The organism is Rhodococcus sp. I2R, from assembly GCF_020889545.1.
Taxonomy (GTDB): domain Bacteria; phylum Actinomycetota; class Actinomycetes; order Mycobacteriales; family Mycobacteriaceae; genus Rhodococcoides.
Map to the genome: position 1 here is coordinate 74,962 of NZ_JAHUTG010000022.1, position 15,789 is coordinate 90,750.

Annotated in this window: 17 protein-coding genes and 2 pseudogenes; 11 read left to right on the forward strand and 8 right to left on the reverse strand. The window is 62.3% G+C overall.

The features are described 5' to 3' along the window. Positions 1 to 121 precede the first annotated feature (121 nt). The 3 genes from KVY23_RS19945 (at position 122) to KVY23_RS19955 (ending at position 2,179) form a co-directional block, all read left to right on the forward strand. Positions 122 to 784 (forward strand): GntR family transcriptional regulator, encoded by a 663-nt coding sequence (locus KVY23_RS19945; protein WP_230557955.1) that lies wholly within the window; start codon positions 122 to 124, stop codon positions 782 to 784. A 436-nt stretch (positions 785 to 1,220) separates the two neighbouring features. Continuing rightward, on the forward strand, positions 1,221 to 1,580 hold the full coding sequence (locus KVY23_RS19950; RefSeq protein WP_230557956.1) for a hypothetical protein: 360 nt from the start codon (positions 1,221 to 1,223) through the stop codon (positions 1,578 to 1,580). Then, on the forward strand, positions 1,580 to 2,179 hold the full coding sequence (locus KVY23_RS19955; RefSeq protein WP_230557957.1) for a zeta toxin family protein: 600 nt from the start codon (positions 1,580 to 1,582) through the stop codon (positions 2,177 to 2,179). The genes KVY23_RS19950 and KVY23_RS19955 overlap by 1 nt, the downstream gene beginning before the upstream one ends. A 131-nt stretch (positions 2,180 to 2,310) precedes the next feature. On the opposite strand, the gene KVY23_RS19960 is transcribed toward KVY23_RS19955, so the two are convergent. Next, positions 2,311 to 2,895 (reverse strand): TetR/AcrR family transcriptional regulator, encoded by a 585-nt coding sequence (locus tag KVY23_RS19960; RefSeq protein WP_230557958.1) that lies wholly within the window; start codon positions 2,893 to 2,895, stop codon positions 2,311 to 2,313. A gap of 79 nt (positions 2,896 to 2,974) precedes the next feature. On the opposite strand from KVY23_RS19960, the gene KVY23_RS19965 reads away from it, so the two are divergent. The 4 genes and pseudogenes from KVY23_RS19965 to KVY23_RS19975 all read left to right on the forward strand — a co-directional run bounded on the left by KVY23_RS19965 (position 2,975) and on the right by KVY23_RS19975 (position 5,288). Continuing rightward, entirely contained in the window at positions 2,975 to 3,769 is a 795-nt protein-coding gene (locus tag KVY23_RS19965; RefSeq protein WP_230557959.1) for an SDR family oxidoreductase, read from the forward strand. Positions 3,770 to 3,915: 146 nt separating this feature from the next. Beyond that, positions 3,916 to 4,191, forward strand: a pseudogene (locus tag KVY23_RS25305) (hypothetical protein); the annotation flags it as partial. 29 nt (positions 4,192 to 4,220) lie between these two features. Beyond that, positions 4,221 to 4,481, forward strand: a complete 261-nt coding sequence (locus tag KVY23_RS19970; protein ID WP_230557960.1) for a hypothetical protein — start codon at positions 4,221 to 4,223, stop codon at positions 4,479 to 4,481. A 237-nt stretch (positions 4,482 to 4,718) separates the two neighbouring features. After that, entirely contained in the window at positions 4,719 to 5,288 is a 570-nt protein-coding gene (locus KVY23_RS19975) for a hypothetical protein (protein WP_230557961.1), read from the forward strand. Between the two features lie 130 nt (positions 5,289 to 5,418). Here the strand turns inward: KVY23_RS19975 and KVY23_RS19980 are convergent. Then, positions 5,419 to 5,559 (reverse strand): annotated as a pseudogene (locus KVY23_RS19980) (IS1380 family transposase); the annotation flags it as partial. Positions 5,560 to 6,110: 551 nt separating this feature from the next. On the opposite strand from KVY23_RS19980, the gene KVY23_RS19985 reads away from it, so the two are divergent. Both KVY23_RS19985 and KVY23_RS19990 read left to right on the forward strand, forming a co-directional pair. Further along, positions 6,111 to 6,866 carry an SDR family NAD(P)-dependent oxidoreductase gene (locus KVY23_RS19985; protein ID WP_230557962.1) on the forward strand — a complete coding sequence of 252 codons (756 nt, stop codon included), beginning with the start codon at positions 6,111 to 6,113 and terminating at the stop codon, positions 6,864 to 6,866. Between the two features lie 35 nt (positions 6,867 to 6,901). Next, on the forward strand, positions 6,902 to 7,678 hold the full coding sequence (locus KVY23_RS19990) for an SDR family oxidoreductase (protein WP_268995289.1): 777 nt from the start codon (positions 6,902 to 6,904) through the stop codon (positions 7,676 to 7,678). 356 nt (positions 7,679 to 8,034) lie between these two features. Here the strand turns inward: KVY23_RS19990 and KVY23_RS19995 are convergent, their stop codons facing one another. The 4 genes from KVY23_RS19995 to KVY23_RS20010 all read right to left on the reverse strand — a co-directional run bounded on the left by KVY23_RS19995 (position 8,035) and on the right by KVY23_RS20010 (position 11,035). Continuing rightward, entirely contained in the window at positions 8,035 to 8,472 is a 438-nt protein-coding gene (locus KVY23_RS19995) for a hypothetical protein (RefSeq protein WP_230557963.1), read from the reverse strand. Between the two features lie 430 nt (positions 8,473 to 8,902). Further along, positions 8,903 to 9,700, reverse strand: a complete 798-nt coding sequence (locus KVY23_RS20000) for a hypothetical protein (RefSeq protein ID WP_230557964.1) — start codon at positions 9,698 to 9,700, stop codon at positions 8,903 to 8,905. Next, positions 9,697 to 10,272: a recombinase family protein gene (locus KVY23_RS20005; protein WP_230557965.1), complete on the reverse strand. Its 576-nt coding sequence runs from the start codon at positions 10,270 to 10,272 to the stop codon at positions 9,697 to 9,699. Before KVY23_RS20005 ends, KVY23_RS20000 begins: the two co-directional genes overlap by 4 nt. A 232-nt stretch (positions 10,273 to 10,504) precedes the next feature. Then, a complete protein-coding gene (locus KVY23_RS20010; protein ID WP_230557966.1) occupies positions 10,505 to 11,035 on the reverse strand; it encodes a copper chaperone PCu(A)C in 531 nt (176 codons plus the stop codon). Positions 11,036 to 11,167: 132 nt separating this feature from the next. On the opposite strand from KVY23_RS20010, the gene KVY23_RS20015 reads away from it, so the two are divergent. Then, complete coding sequence (locus KVY23_RS20015) at positions 11,168 to 12,469, forward strand: DUF2254 domain-containing protein (protein WP_230557967.1); 1,302 nt, start codon at positions 11,168 to 11,170, stop codon at positions 12,467 to 12,469. Positions 12,470 to 12,586: 117 nt separating this feature from the next. Beyond that, positions 12,587 to 12,865, forward strand: a complete 279-nt coding sequence (locus KVY23_RS20020; RefSeq protein WP_230557968.1) for a YrhK family protein — start codon at positions 12,587 to 12,589, stop codon at positions 12,863 to 12,865. Positions 12,866 to 13,282: 417 nt separating this feature from the next. Here KVY23_RS20020 and KVY23_RS20025 read toward each other — a convergent pair whose 3' ends face one another. Together KVY23_RS20025 and KVY23_RS20030 are read right to left on the reverse strand one after the other, a co-directional pair. Further along, positions 13,283 to 14,374 (reverse strand): recombinase, encoded by a 1,092-nt coding sequence (locus tag KVY23_RS20025; protein WP_230557969.1) that lies wholly within the window; start codon positions 14,372 to 14,374, stop codon positions 13,283 to 13,285. Beyond that, complete coding sequence (locus tag KVY23_RS20030; RefSeq protein WP_230557970.1) at positions 14,371 to 15,537, reverse strand: site-specific integrase; 1,167 nt, start codon at positions 15,535 to 15,537, stop codon at positions 14,371 to 14,373. Before KVY23_RS20030 ends, KVY23_RS20025 begins: the two co-directional genes overlap by 4 nt. Positions 15,538 to 15,789 lie beyond the last annotated feature (252 nt).

Below are 15,789 nucleotides of genomic sequence, written 5' to 3' on the forward strand. Positions count from 1 at the left end.
CCCGGATGCGTGAGCCATGCCATATACATATGCGTTGGTGATATATATAACAGCGACCCTAGCGGATAGATGTGAGCCACACCACCCCCTGCGTCGGATAATCTTGGCGGAGGAGGCACACATGATTCGAGTTCCCGAGTCTCAGCGAGTGCGGGACGCGCTGGAGAACGCCGTTGTAGACGGCCACTACCGGCCTGGTGAACGCCTGGATCCAGCTCAGCTGGAGAAGGAGTTCGGCTGCTCCCGCACCCCGATTCGCGAGGCATTGCAAGCGCTCGAGCGCTCCGGTTTGGTGCAGATCCGCCCGAAACAGGGCACGTACGTCACCGAGCTGGGCATTTCGGAAGTGGCCGAACGATTCGAGGTCATGGCCGAGCTGGAAGGGATGGCGGCGCGACTCGCGGCCGGCCGCATCGAACGCGAGGCCTTGGCCGAACTCGACCTCGCGCTTCAGGAGTGCGAGGAACACGCGATCAGTGGAGATGCAGACGCCTACTACTACGCCAATGCACGCTTCCACGGCATCATCAACGACTCCTGCGGAAACGACTACCTCAGGCAACAGGCACATGCACTGAAGCGAGTTCTCCAGCCGTACCGGCGATTACAGCTGCGAGTTCCCGACAGGATGCGGCGCTCGATGGCCGAACACAGGACCATCGCCGACGCTATCTCCAGCGGCGATGCGGGTGCCGCCGAGACCGCCGCTCGCGACCATGTACTGGTGCAGATCAAGGAATTCAGCAATCTGGTGCGGACGTGGCGTCAGCTCTCGGCGAGCTGAGGGGACCAACGCCTGCGCCAACCCGCCCTCCGTCTCGCGTTTAAATCGACTCGGCTTCAAGTATTTTGAGCAAACCCTCAACTTCGATGGTGCCTGTTTGGCGGGGTCTTGTAGCGGAGTTTGCCCCAATCCAATTAGTCGCGGCCATCGAGATCCTCCCCCGACGTCATGACTGTCATGAACCTGTCCATGTCTTCGCGCAGCGTGGCCAACAGGTCAGTGAACGCTGGCGGGGGTGCAGGTGTCTTCATAGACTCATCTAACTTTCAACGAAATTCAAACGCGCTGGGCTTTGATGTTTCGATATGGCGCGTCGTCGATAGTGCAGCGAAAGTCCAATTTCCGTTGAGTTTGGCTTTGACAGGAGTGGCCACAGCTTGTCACCATCGCGGGGACACACACATCAAGTATGTAGCACGGTGCTACAATCTAGAACATGACCAGAACCAGTCAACCGACTCGTCTACCCGCCGACGTGTACGACTCTGCCGCTGCGGCGACGCTCACCACCTCGCGTACGGTGCCGCAGCAGATTGCACACTGGGCACGAATCGGGCGCGAGATCGAAATGTCGCCGCGAGTGAATCACCGAGCGATCACAGAGGTCCTCACAGGCACTGGTTCCTATGATGCGCTCAGCGAACAAGAGCAGGCAATCATCCGAGAAGAATGGGCCGATCGCGCCACGTCGCTTCGAAGCCAGCAGAACTATGCCGAGCAGTTCGCAGCCGCAGGTGAGTCGTACTCGGAAGTCGACGAGGACGGCAACCTCATCGTTCATCCCGCTCACGGCTGATGCCATTACTGCATCTCCTTGCTGGATCCAACGGTGCAGGTAAATCCACCTACGCGCGCGATGTGCTGATTCCGGCCACCGGACTGCCATTCATCAACGCCGACGAAATAGCCCTCGAACGCTGGCCCGACGCGCAGACCGAACACGCCTACGAGGCTGCACGGATCGCCGAAACCCAACGCAGGGAACGGATCGCCCAGCAGCGTTCCTTCATCACCGAAACCGTGTTCTCGCACCCGAGCAAAGTGAAGCTAGTCTCCGACGCCGTCGGTGCCGGCTACCTCGTACATCTGCACATCATCATTGTTCCCGTCGAACTCACGGTGCAGCGCGTCACCGAACGTGTCCGCCGCGGTGGACACGCTGTACCCGAAGAGAAGATCCGAGCCCGCTACGAACGCGTATGGGCCCTTCTCGGCACCGCAGTCGGCTTCGCCGACGTGGTCGACGTATACGACAACGGCAGCGCACAGATCCCGTTCCGCCCGTGTGCAAGATTTACCCACGGCACGCTCATCGGGCCCGCAAGCTGGCCGAAATGGACACCCGCTGCGCTGAAGAACGCCGGACACACCACACCGACCCGACCCAACCGGTAGTCCGTCCGGTCGCGTCGGGCAGGACCCCGAAGTCACCCACATTCTCGGACCATCCGGTCAGCCTGGGGTTGTACGGGCGCCAGTACCCAGCTCGGCAGTGTTAAGTGCGACGAGTGTGCATGCTGTACCAGCTACATATGACTCGATGAGCCGTGGGCGTCACCGGAAGGCGCCCGATGAGATACGGCGTGGACAAGTTCGTCGATCACCGCTCGTGAGGCTTCGGGTGACGGTGCGTGAGTGAGCAGACCCTCGACGACGAATGTGCCGATGCGGATCATGGCGTCGGCGGCCTGCCCGGACAGCCCCGACGCCGCCACATCCGCAGTGAAGAGCGATTCGGCGAAGGCGTGAAATCCGTTGTGCCACTCGTCTATAACCGCCGACTTGGCTGCGCGGTCGTGGACTGTGGACACCAATGGCCCGACCCGCTGTAGGCGATCCACGAGCCAGGCCAATCGTTCACCGAGGGGGCGATCGGCCACTGCGGCATAGTCCGTCGCGTCCTCGGCGGCGATCAAGGCCAGAACGGCGACCAAGATGTCGTCTTTGTCCTTGAAATACCAGTACAACGTGTTGGGGGTGATTCCTACAGCTTTGGCCAAACGACTGATCGACGTGCGTTCGAAGCCGTCGGAGACGAACATCTCACGAGCGACACCGACGATATCCGCACGCTTGGCGTCCCTGTCGTGCAATCCGCGGTTCCTGGGCATGTTCGACACCATATCTTGAATGGTCATCAAGACCCTGCTATCGTTCTTGAGGAACGTTCAAGAGACTGGAGGCCGTGACATGTCGAACACCGGACGAACAGCGTTGATCACTGGCGCCTCAGCTGGAATAGGCGCAGCATTCGCACACCACCTCGCCGCAGAGGGTCACAACCTCGTTCTCGTGGCACGCCGAGAAGAACGCCTCACCGCGCTCGCCGGCGAACTCACGAACCGCCATGGCGTGCGCTGCGACGTGCAGGTCGCCGACCTCGCCGACAGAGACGCTCCTCAGGCGATCCTGAAACGAACGCAATCCCTCGGCATCGACGTCGACATCCTCATCAACAACGCGGGTATGTCCGGCAACTCGACGTTCGCGGACGCTCCGTTCGAAGATCTTGCCGCCGAGATACAGGTGATGATCACCGCCGTCACCGAACTCGCGCACCTCGTGGTTCCCGGAATGAAAGAACGGCGATACGGACGGATCGTCAACCTGTCTTCGTTGGCTGCGTTCATGCCGCCGGCAGAGAGCCTGCTCTACACCGGGATCAAGTCCTACGTCCTGAACGTCTCGCAAGCACTCGACATGGAGTTGCGCCCCTACGGGATCAATGTCACCGCGCTCTGCCCGGGCTTCACGCGTAGCGAGTTTCATGACGTCATGGGAACCCGAGATGCCACATCGGCACTCCCCTCGTTCATGTGGCAAAGCTCCGAAGATGTTGTCCGGGCGGGCTGGCGCGCCGTCAACGACGGAAAGCCGGTATGTGTACCCGGGGTCGTGAACAAGGTGTCTGCGGCCGCCATCAAGCCGGTTCCGACCCGCATCGGATATCACCTGGGCAAAACCCTCAACCCGTTCAAGCACTGACACACCAATCACAACTACAGCCGAGTACGAGACTCGAATTCGTCGTACTTCGATACAGGGGTGGCGCAACGCGCAGCCGCCAAGATCCGCCGAGCCGCTGCCTGACAGCCCAAGTTACCGCACCCATCGCCCCGGATTGGATCACCATGTTCGACGGCTCGAACGGTTCCGAACTGTGGCTCGTGCGAACCTGTTTCGACGACGATTCCACCTGGAACGCTCTCGAAGTCGACGCTACGCAGACCCGCGCACGCCTGCCCGAGGCGTCCTTGGTCGTCTCTTCCGACCAGACGCAGTGTCATCAGCGAATTCGTAGAATCATGACGCGCCTGGCCACCCGGGCCCAGGCCAACAGTCGACTGTTCGTCGCGATCGCCGACAGACGAACTTTCGATCACCCTGATCGACTGCTCCTGACGATCAACTGTTCCCCCCCGAGCAGCACATCCCCGTGCAGCACACCCCCGCGCAGCTGCCCATCCGCCGTCTCGCCCCGCGGCACGCATTCCTCCTGGGCACCACCGACCGGCAACAGAACTCGGCACACAGCATCGAGCAGGTCCCGCTGTCGCTGCGGCGGCTGGATTCACCTGTGCTTCAATCTCGTCCGCTGGCCTCCGGCACCGCCGATGTTGCCGCGCTCGTCTCCGACGATATCCACAGCAGTCAATCGTGGAAGAGAGCGATGACACGAGAGATATCTCGTGGGTAGGCACCGAGAGAAACGAGTCGCGGTGGACATCCTCGTCGTCAACAGTGCTGTCATATCGCTGTCGACGTTCTCGACTGCAGTCTTGAAATCGAACAGGGTCTATCTTTCGGACTCCGTGACCGACCCTCTGACTGGGGTGTTGAACCGACGCCGACGAAGCCCTGTGCCGCGCCAAACACGACGGATCCAACCGCACATGCCTCGCGCGCCCTACACCCGATCTGCAAGGAGCCTGAAATGACTGACCCCGCAGCCGTCCTGTCCAGCGCTACCACCTCGGAGTTGATGGACATATTCACGACCCTCGAAGCGCCGTCGGTAGCCGCGATGGAAGGCGAGTTCCGCGCCACCCTGCTGCGGCAGCCGTCTATCACCGCGGTCGTGGGCGGCTACGTCGCGGTGCACAACCCGGCGATTCCGTGGTTGAGCAAAGCATTTCGTCCGATCGACGCAGTCAGCGGGCGGGGTTACAACACGTTCACACAATTCGGTTCAGTGGTCCAGCGGTACCCGATGCTCACGCAGATTGCGCCCTCACGCTATGACGGCAAGCCGACCTTCTGCCTGATCTACCGCGCTTATCATTCGCTGTGCGCAACGATCCACATGGTCGACGAGGTGAGGCAATACGCGCCCGACGTCTACCTGGGAATCGGTACTTGCGGGTTTACCACGAAGGCACGCGAACTGCCTCGACCATTCATGCTCGAAGGACCGCCCGGCAGCTATCGTGGCGATATCAGCAAGCCCAGAGCGGGTTTCTCGCCCGGGCGCAGAGAATTGCCAGGCGCGTTTTCAGCTCGCTGAATGTGAGGCTCCTACTCGGCTCGCTTCAACCACCCGTCACTATCGCGGCGCTGATTGTGGGGCGGTATTACAAGGCCATAATCGTCCGCGGCTGAAGAATTGCCACTCCCTGCGCATCCACCTACATCCACAACCTGCCTCGAACGTGGTGGGCTTTCTTCTGGGAGGCGAACGCGGTGAACGGTATCTCGGCGACCTCGGCGACCGAGACCCACTGCTCGGCGGTGTCGTCGTAGATCGCGTTGGTGTAGCGGATGAGTGTCCATGCGCCCTTCGTAGTGGCCGAATCTTTCCCTAGACAAGGTCAATTGTCCGACCACGACAGGGCATTTCGCTTCTACGACTCGATCATGTTCACGGCCCGATCGGTGCATTCACGCTCAAGCCGGCCCTGTGCACGGCACCACCGGCAAGCCCCGGGTCGTTGTGCTCCGGAGACAACGGAGTCCGAAAAATCTGGCCTCGCGGGCCGTATCGCCCTATGGCGGGGATCACTAGTGTCTTGAATCACAGCACTAGCGAGGGGATCGGACCTGCACCGAAACGCCGACAAGTACCGGATCAACGAAGCCCTGGACCAACACACTCGACCCCTCGGTGCTTGAAGAGGCGTAACCCGTTGCTGGCTAACATAATTCGAAAGACTGAGCGGGGCAGCCAAGTCCACCGATTCTCCGAGCCGCAGAACGCTCGAACCGAATGGGCAAAAGGGCATTCTCGAACCTACCTCTGTCCTCCCAGGTGGTGGGCTGGGCGAGTGCTCTATATCGACCTGCGCGTCACCCACACCCACCACGACAACGATTACTGGAAAAGAGCGACATGAGTGAACTCGACGGCAAGCGATTTTTCATCACCGGATCAGCAGCTGGCATCGGAAGAGGAATAGCAGAACTCGCCATCAGCCGCGGTGCGCGAGTGGTGATCAGTGACCTGGACGGAGATGCCGCTCGTCGCACTGCCGACGAGATAGGCGCGACCGGAGTGTCGAATTGCGATGTGACGAACGAAGACGAGGTCGTCAATGCCGTCAACACAGCCGAGGAACTGCTCGGCGGAATCGATGTTCTGGTCAACAATGCCGGCATCGAGATCGCGGCACCACTGGCCGAACAAACCACCGAGAGCTTCGACCGAATCTTCGCTGTGAACGTGCGTGGTCCATTCGTCGCGACCAAAGCGGCCGTCCCAGCCCTCTCCCGTAGCGCAGGCAATATCGTCAACATCCCGTCGATCGCCGGAATAGGAGGTAGCCCGCTACTAGGCTCGTATTGTGCGTCCAAAGCAGCCCTCATTCAGCTGACCCGAGTCGCCGCTGTCGAACTCCGCAGCGTGGGCATTCGTGTGAATGCAGTCTGCCCTGGATTCGCCGATACCACCATGGTCGACCGGCTGAGACCCGAGTTCGAGGCTGCGACTGCGGTCCCCTTCGCCGATCTCGTTGCCGCACAGCAGGGCCGACTCGGCACCGCGCAGGACATCGCCGAAGTCGCCTGCTTTCTCGCCTCCGACCGCGCAAGCTGGGTCACCGGAAGCCACTACGTCCTCGACGGCGGCCTGACCGCCTCACTGATCTGATCCTGCCCTCGAGAACAGTAAAGGAAACGATTCTGATGCCAATTCACCACTCGCTCGAGGACCGCATAGCACTGGTCACCGGCGCAGGTGCCGGTCTCGGGGCCGCCATCGCGCGCCGACTGAGCTCGGACGGCGCTACAGTCGTGATCTCCGACATCGACTACTCCGCAGCACAATACGTTGCCGACTCGATCGAGGGGGCCGTCGCGATCGCGGCGGATGTCACCGAGGAAGACCAAGTTCGTTCACTGGTGGAACAGACCGTGGACCGCTTCGGTGCGCTACACATTGCGGTCCCCAACGCCGGTGTCGGCGCGGTACAGCCCATCGCGGAAATGTCGTACGCCGACTGGCGCAAGATCACGGCGGTCGATCTCGACGGAGTCTTCCTCACCATCCGATACGCGGCCCCTGCGATTGCCGCGTCCGGAGGCGGGACGATCGTCACCATCAGCTCGATCACCGCGACCGCGGGGTCCGCCCTGATAGCGCCTTACGCCGCGAGCAAGGCCGCGGTGAAGAATCTGACCGAAACTGCAGCCGTCGAGTTTCGTGATCACGGAGTTCGCGTCAACGCGGTACTGCCCGGATTCATCGACACCGAACTGGTCACCACGGCCCGTCCGCACTTCGAGACGGCATTGGGGCTGCCCGCCGGCGGGTTCGACGACCTCATTGCATCCAAACAGGGACGCTACGGAACGCCCGAAGAAGTCGCCGCAGCCGTCGCCTTCTTCGCCTCATCGGAGTCATCGTGGTGCACAGGCAGCAGCCTCGTCCTCGACGGCGGTCTCGTCGCGTCGTTGTTTTAGACACGACTTCTGTCGGGGCCGCGTGTAGACGTGACCGCGGTCCCGACAGACCTCATCGTTCGACACACGAACCACGGTGTTCCGATGCACTTCACGCCCGACACGACCAGATCCACGTAAACCATTGTGAGACAACGCTGAGAGGAACTCACGCGACAGGAACTGCTACCAGGGTCCGAAATGTGCGATGACGCCGGCCGTCCGCGTCGCGCGAAAGCGTTGTTCAACACGGACACCACCAGTGACGCTTTCATCCTGGAGTCGATCGAGTCACAAGCCCCACAGATCACCCGACACCTGCTGATCACATTGGGTCGCAGTCTCACACGCGACGAATACACCCCGAGCGTGCACGGTCAACAGACCTGAAAGAACCTCTCGTCGGGGCTGTCAGCCGCGCGAGCTCTGCGCGCGCGTGCGCCTAGATATCTGCGGCCGTCGCGGCCCGCGCCATCCGCATCGAAAGGCGAGCGAACTCGGTGATCCTGTTCTATGGCGAATTCAAGCTGGCCGACGTTGACACAATGTGCACCGCACCAAGGGCCGACGGTGGCGTCGGTGAGCATGATGCGTGTGGTTGGGTCGACGACGATGCCGATCAACGCGAGTAATTCGTGCACGATGGTTTGGGCCTGACCAGGCGTGTGGATGAAGTCGGCGTCGTTCGGGGTCAATGCGTTCGCCTGGTTGTACTGGTGTACCGCGTCGTTGCGAGTGAGTCCGCGAGCTCCGGGTGACAGGTGGCCGGCGGTGATCTGACGCTCGATCCACGGGTCTGTAATGGTGATAGTCATGGTGCTCCTTCGGGTCGGCGGCGGTGGGAATGCGTTGCGGCGGAGTGCTACTCGATGCGTTTCTTGAAGATCGCTCTTGCGGACGACGGCGTTGAGTTCTGAAACCCCGCTTACATGACGGAATCGCGCGCGACTGGCTTTCAACGGTGAAGCTGATCAACTCGAAACCGTTGGCTCCGCACCAATTAAGGAACGAATCGAGCGTGATGTAGCCGTCGTTGTCCTTTTTCACGGCCCACGTCCGACCGACGCCCGGGACGTCGTGGACCTGGAACAACTGATGCAGGTATGCGGATCGCATGAAGTCTCCTTGATCGGGATCAAGGAGGCGACCAGGCGGCGGCGGTGCCGTCGCTGCTCTCGTGGAAACAGAACATCCCGACGACCATGACGGTCATCGGGGTGCCTGTCGGGGATGGCAATCGCCTTTCTACCCGTCCTCCTGCAGGAGCATCCGTGCGAATCGACGGCCCAATTCCTTGAGGGTTTCGGTGCTCGGAAGGTGCCAGGTCAGCAGCTCGACCGGCTCGCCAGGGAAGATCGGCACGAAGGCCGGGACCACCCGCCAGAGGTGCTGCACGGCGAGCAGGCACAGGTCGTGGCTGACGTCACTGTCGGGAGGGCCACCGGTGACGGTGAGGAGCATCTGGCCGATCTCGATGGTGGTGAAGTGGTACCGCTCGACGGTCTCGTTGCCATCGACCACGCGGCGCAGCGGTATCGGCACGTATCCGCGGTGCACGTGGTGGCGCCAGCTCGGGTCAAGCCTGGTCACGGTGATGACCCAGGCGTCGGGGACCTCACCTCGGCGAATGGCCGCGCGGTCGGCCTCGGCTACCGGCGGGGCATCCTGGCCGCGAGCGGCCATCTCGATCACCGCGGCTGTCTTGGCGGCCCACAGTCGGACGGTGTCGACCTCGTCGGCGGTAAGCAAGTCAGCGCCGTCGATGAGCCGTCGCAGGATCGGATTGGCGCACACCTCCAGTGCGCTCATCCAGCCGTTGTTGCACTCGGTGCAGACGGTGCGGACGGCGACGTCCATGAGGCTGGTTGGGCGGCTGTCCTCGTCGTACGTGAGGGAGGCGATCTGTGGACCGGTCCCCTCGGTATAGGTGTGGTCGCGCGATTCCTCGACAGTGTCGCGCAACGACTGCGGCAGGACATGCTCTCGACTGAGCCGGACCTCGGATGCCGACCGCCCGCACATGTCGCACGATCGGGGCGTCATGCGGTCGCTCCCGCCCGTGCGACGGCGCGGTGCACGGTGGCCCGGCTGACGCCGAAGTCGGCGGCCAGATCCGTGATGGTGTGCTCGCCCGTGGCGTGCAGTTCGACCAGTCGCTTCTCCTGGTTGGGCGGCAGCTTGGGCTTCTTACCCTTGAGCCGGCCGCGCGCCTTCGCCACGGCCATGCCCTCCTTGGTGCGCTGGCGGATGAGGTCGGCCTCGAACTCGGCGAAGGTCGCCATGATGTTGAACATCATCTTGCCCATCGCGTCACCGGGGTCGTAGGCGCTGCGACCGATCTGCAGGACCGCGCCGCTGGCGACGAGCTGGTCGGCGATGACCTTGGCGTCACGGATCGAGCGGGCCAGCCGGTCGAGCTTGGTGACGACGAACTCTGCACCGGGGTGGCTGGCAGCGGCTAGCGCCTGGGCGAGCCCGGGCCGCTGTCGGTTGATCCCAGTGAATCCGGGGTCGCTGTAGATGTTCTTGGGATCGACGCCGAGGGACTTCAGCTCGTTGATTTGCGCCGTGAGGTCCTGGCGGTCAGTGCTCACGCGTGCGTAACCGATCTTCATGTCTCAATCGTACGTTAGAGGTACCCTCAATGCGACTAACTCCGTACAGGTCTTACGAACACTTGTTGAGCCTGCTGGAGCACTGCTCAAGTGTCGGTTTCAGAAGACGACTGCACGATGTCAGCAATGCACTGCACTCGCGACCCTGCTCAGTGGCAACCCGGTCACTGCGGCACACATTTGTCAGTTCTAATTCGCCCACGGAGTCCGGGTTTGCTAGCCGGACATAAGGTCAGTTCACCTGTGTCGGGCAGGCGTCGACGCCTACATTGAAGGTGAGTTCGCCCGCCCGCGCGAAGGTGAAGGTGACAGGGACGCTCTTGCCGGGCTCCACATCGTCGGTCAGACCTTCTAGAACGGCCAGGTAGGGCTGATCGGGTGCGTCGGGTTGGTTGATGTTCTCGACGGGCTGGCCGACGGCTACGCGTGCCTGCGGCGCGATTTCAAGTCCCCCATCCGGTCCCGTGAGGGTCACCGTTTCGGCTGCGGGGGTCGATATGTCTAGCAGTCTTTCGGTTTCGAGTTCGTTGTTGTTCGTTACAGTGAACGTAAGCGGTGCAGGCGCGTCCACCTGTAAAACGCACGATCCCAGATACGCCGGGATGATGAAAGCGTTTTCGATGGATGTTTCGCCTGCAACACCGTCGCCGCCGCGGTTGCTTGAGTCCAGGTCGTTGTCTTCGTTGTCACCACATCCGACGAGCGCTACCGACAGTGCTGCAACGCAGGTCAACAACGACAAACGTGTGAAAGAGACACTCATGTCCATGAGGATACCGAGATCGCAGGTGGTCCAAACCTGACCGCGTGGGGTCTCGCGAATAGTCGAATCGGTTATCGTCGCCCCACTGCGAACACGCGTGCTGAGGGCGAACTACGAACCGACGGACAATAGATGACTTCTTTCAAAACCCGGATACTGCGTGCCCGGGATTCGTTCTGGTTTCTGCCCGCGCTGCTCGGTGTCGCCGCGTTGATAGTGGCGCAAACGTTGGTGATGCTGGATCGATACCTCGACGGCACGGCGCTTGGTTCTTGGGGATTTCTTCTGTATCGGGTGGGGGCCAGTGGCAGTCGTGACATCCTCGGCGCGATCGGCGGGTCGATGCTCGCAGTGGCTGCGACGTCGTTCTCGATTACGATTTCGGTTCTTGCGACGGCGAGTTCGACGTACGGGCCCCGGTTGGTTCGTAATTTCATGTCGGATAGGGGAAATCAGTTCGTACTCGGTATCTTCGGATCCACGTTCCTGTACAGCCTGATGGTGCTGCGATCGATTCGCTCGGACACCGACGCGGCGACCTTCGTCCCCGACATCGCCGTCAATGTCGCCGTCCTTCTCGCGGTGGTCGACGTCGCTGTCCTGGTTTACTTCATCCATCACATCGCCGATTCCATTCAGGTGTCCACTTTGTCGGCACGGGTACGCGGCGAGCTCGTCGCCGTCACCGACGCGCTGTATCCGAAGGAACTCCCAGACGAGGCCACCGGGGCACGAACACTGCCCGCGACAGCTCTCGCCGTCGGCTCCGATGCGTCGGGGTTCGTCGTGGGGGTCGACGAGAAGGCGTTGATCGTCGCAGCACGTAAGGCGGGGAGCGTGGTGGAGATGCACGTGCGCGCTGGGAGTCACGTGATCGAAGGAGAACGTATTGCATCTGTGACCGGCAATGCCAGCGACGCCATGGCGAAGCAGATCCGTGGCGCGGTGGTTCTGGGTGATACGCGTACGCCGAATCAGGACATCGAATTCGCGGTTCAGCAGCTCACCGAGATGGCCGTTCGGGCGATGTCGCCGAGCACCAACGACCCGTATACGGCCCGCAACGCGCTCGCCGAGCTCGCCTTGGGCATGGTGCCGCTCGCAATGCGGCCTGCTTTACTGCTCGGTCGTAACGACGCGGATGGGCACTATCGTCTGACGATCGCGCGCCCCTCTGTTCCCGAATTGATCGACCAGGTATTCGACGCCATCCGCCAGTACGGACTTGGTAACCCGCCTGCAGTGATCGCAGCCGTCGACCTCGCCCGACGGATCGGAACTGCCACGATCCACGAAGAGATCCGCCTCGCGGTGGTGCGACAACTGACGGCTCTGCGTAGTGCATTCGGTGGCGGCGACGCGCACCCGATCGACGTCGACACGGTTTGCAAGCACATCGACGAGGCCACGTCGGCGATCAGCGCGAAAGCCTGAATCGCGTCACGCACAGATGTCACACTGCGGAATCGACACCCCGCCCTCCGTGCGGACGCCACGACGACTGGGGTTAGTACCGGCCGACAATTGCACCCGAATCCAGAAGGGCATCTCATGACCGACCCGTTGACCGTGACGATAGGAGGAGAGGAGTTGGTGATCCGCCAACGCTGGGAAGTGGTCAGCATCGTCAACGACATCCTCATCGCAGTGTGGTTCATCATCGGCAGCATCCTGTTCTTCGGCGAATCGACGACCACGGCGGGAACGTGGCTCTTCCTCGCAGGCAGTATCGAACTACTCATCCGACCCGCCATCCGGCTCTCACGCCGACTGCACATCCGACGAGTGCGTTCGGCGACGACACCGAACGATTCCGATGACGACTACTGACACGTCGCCGCGTAGACGTCCCTCCATCGAGGACTGCTCGCGGGTGTAACCGCATACCCCCGCGTCACCTCTGATCGGCAGCGGCGTGTTCGAGATCTTCCATGTCGGGGCGCGCCAATAGGTGACCATGCGGCGGTCGGCCCGGGTCCGCGGGTGGTAAAGACGTAGTAGCATCGCCGCCTGCGTACGCGTCAGTGTCGCGCAAGGGCCGAGGGACAGCGTCGGATCGAACGGCAGCTGCGACGAGAGACCGGCAGCTGACAACTACCGAACACCGAGAACGCCCGCGGTTTGCGGCGGCGGAGAGCAATTCCATGTGTTCTCGGTACCCGGAATGCGCCAGTCGGTAGCCATTGCCTTTCTTCGCGGAGCTGGGGAACTTTGCCGCAGAAGCTGCTCCTCACTCGCGACAACGGTTCACGCTCGGGCCTCCTCCGATTCGAGGAACTCGAGAAGATCTTCCAGCAAACTGTCCGCGCGACTTTCGACGTCGGCGAGGGCGGAATCGACGTCACCGAGAAAGTCGTGAGCATGTCTGCGTGCACGTGTTCCGCGTTCGTAGTAACCGGGGTCGAGTTCGATAGCCGACGCAGGCTCCGCTGCAATGTCCGCTTCTGGGTGCTGTGTCCGCGCACGGGGTTGTCGGTGGGTTGGCGCTCGACCGTTCAGATGCATTCGAACGATGTCGGCTATCGCCCGCGCGGTGAGCGGGGTCGCTACCAGCGGGGTATGGCCCCACCGGTCGATCGGAGTCAACAGTGGCTGGTCACTGCCTGGTTCGAGATGCCGGTCGTATTCGGCGAGATCGGCGCCGCCGTCCACCGCTTCGATGGACTCGGCGAGCATTCGGGTGCTCGGATAACGCTCGTGGTGGCCCAGCACCTCGCACCAGCGTCGAAAGACAGTCGTCGGGAACACAGCAGCTCTGACGAGTTCCTGCGAGGTGGTGACGTGAACGTCTTCGGGTGTCTTGACTCGAAGAGCATCGATCTCTCCGCTCGACGGGGTGACATCGCATACCCGTAGGGCTGCGATCTGCACGTACGGCAGACCTGCCGAGGCAAGAGTGAGGATCAGAGCGTCTCTGCGCGCGAACAGTGCTGATGGCCAGCCGGATTCGGGTAGGCGCGCGATGATGCCTCCGATGAGGGCAGTGAGATCGCGCAGGCGCGCCGTGCGGGCTGCGTCGAGAGCAGCACGAACGGTCTCTGCGCGCCCCGGAGGCGGTAGGGCGTGCCGGCCGTGAGCGGCGTCGATGACCGCGATACGGCGGTATTGGGTCGCGGGCGCTGCGGGGTGAGCTCGAAGGAAGTGCGCCAGTGAGCCCGGTGCGGCCGGTAGAGCCGATTCGTCCTGGGCGGTGCACCAGTCCTCGAACAGAGACCAGGTGTGCCGATCCCGCTCCGGCACAGATGCTTTCAGGGTGCATATCGGACGGGCGACGTCGTGGTCAGTTTCTGCCACCGGCATTGTCGTCTCACCGGTTGTCCTGTTGAGGCTGGTGGTCATAAACCGAGGTCCTTGACTGCGTTGCCGATCAGCGGCGCGTTCTCGCGGGCGTAGATCTCGACCATGCCGGGTGTGGTGTGCTCGGTCTGCCGCATGATCGCGTGTGCATCGGCGCCGTTACGGAAGGCTTGGGTGACGAATCCTGCACGCAGGGAATGGCCGCCGAGCTGGGCGACGGTGTCGGGGTCGTAGCCAGCGTGAGTAGCGCGGCGGCGGATCGTCGCGTGTACCGCAGCTCCCGACAACGGCGTCGCAGAGAGGTTGCCGTTCTTGCGAACAGACCGGAACAGCGGCGACCGTTTCTCCGCGACAGACAGGGTGCCTCGGCAGATGTGGGAGTCGAATGCTACTGCGCGCGAGAGTAACCGGATGACGGCGACCCTACCGCCGGCGTCGAACGCGGCGACGATCTGCAGCCATCGCACCCACGCGCACACCGGGCATGACTCGTGGCGGTCGGTGAACGGTAGCGCTTTTACAGTTCCCGAACCGTCCTGGTCGGTCTTGGACTTCCGGATCCGGACGTGTGCGCCATCGAGGCGGTCGCGGCGGACGTCGCGGCATTCGAGGGTCACGAGTTCGCCGCGCCGAAACGCACCGGTGTAGCCCATCAGCAGCAGCGCGGAGTCCCGGCGTTCGAGCACCTCCGACGCCCACCCGGTCGCACTGCGACGGGCGTGATCGACGATCGTGGTGATGTCTGAGGTCAGCAGCGGTGCGCGCGGGTTGCGGGGCCGCTCCCCCGCTGACGCGTAATCCCTTCGGATCCCGGCGAGGGTGGCGCGCACCATTTCGTGGCCGCACGGGCTGTCGTGACCGGTAGCGCGGTGGCGGTCGGTGATCGCCGCAATCCATTTGCCCAGCGTCGGCGGTGCGTACGCCCGCGTACCGTCGATGGTAAGCGTGTCGGCTGCGGTCACGAGATAGGCCGCAACCGTGGCAGGGTGCGCCGGCAGCGGAATATGCCCGGTGGTCGCGCACCAGGTCTCGAATCGACTCCACGCCGAGGCATACGCGCGGTGAGTTCCGGCAGAACGAGATGCCGCCATCGACCGCTCGATCCGAGCGGCGACCTCAGGCTGCAGATCCGGGAATACCGCCGCACCACCTGACAAGGCAGCTGCAATCGTGTTCGCGTCATCGCTGAGCTGCCGTTCCGTCATGGTCTGGACTGTAGCGAGTACCTCCGACATGCCTTCGCGACCGAAACCACGCTGAGCAGGTGTTGTTGAGTGAGATGGTGCGGGAAGGAAAATTCTCGTCGGTCACCGCACAAATAGCGTTGGTGACTAGGCGGATTCAACCCGTCGTCGCAACACCGCGTCGTGGGACCGAGTATAACTGCTCTGCAAGCACTTCCGCTGGTGTTCTCCACCCGAGTGTCTTCCGAGGCCGATCGTTGAGCGCGGCGGCGA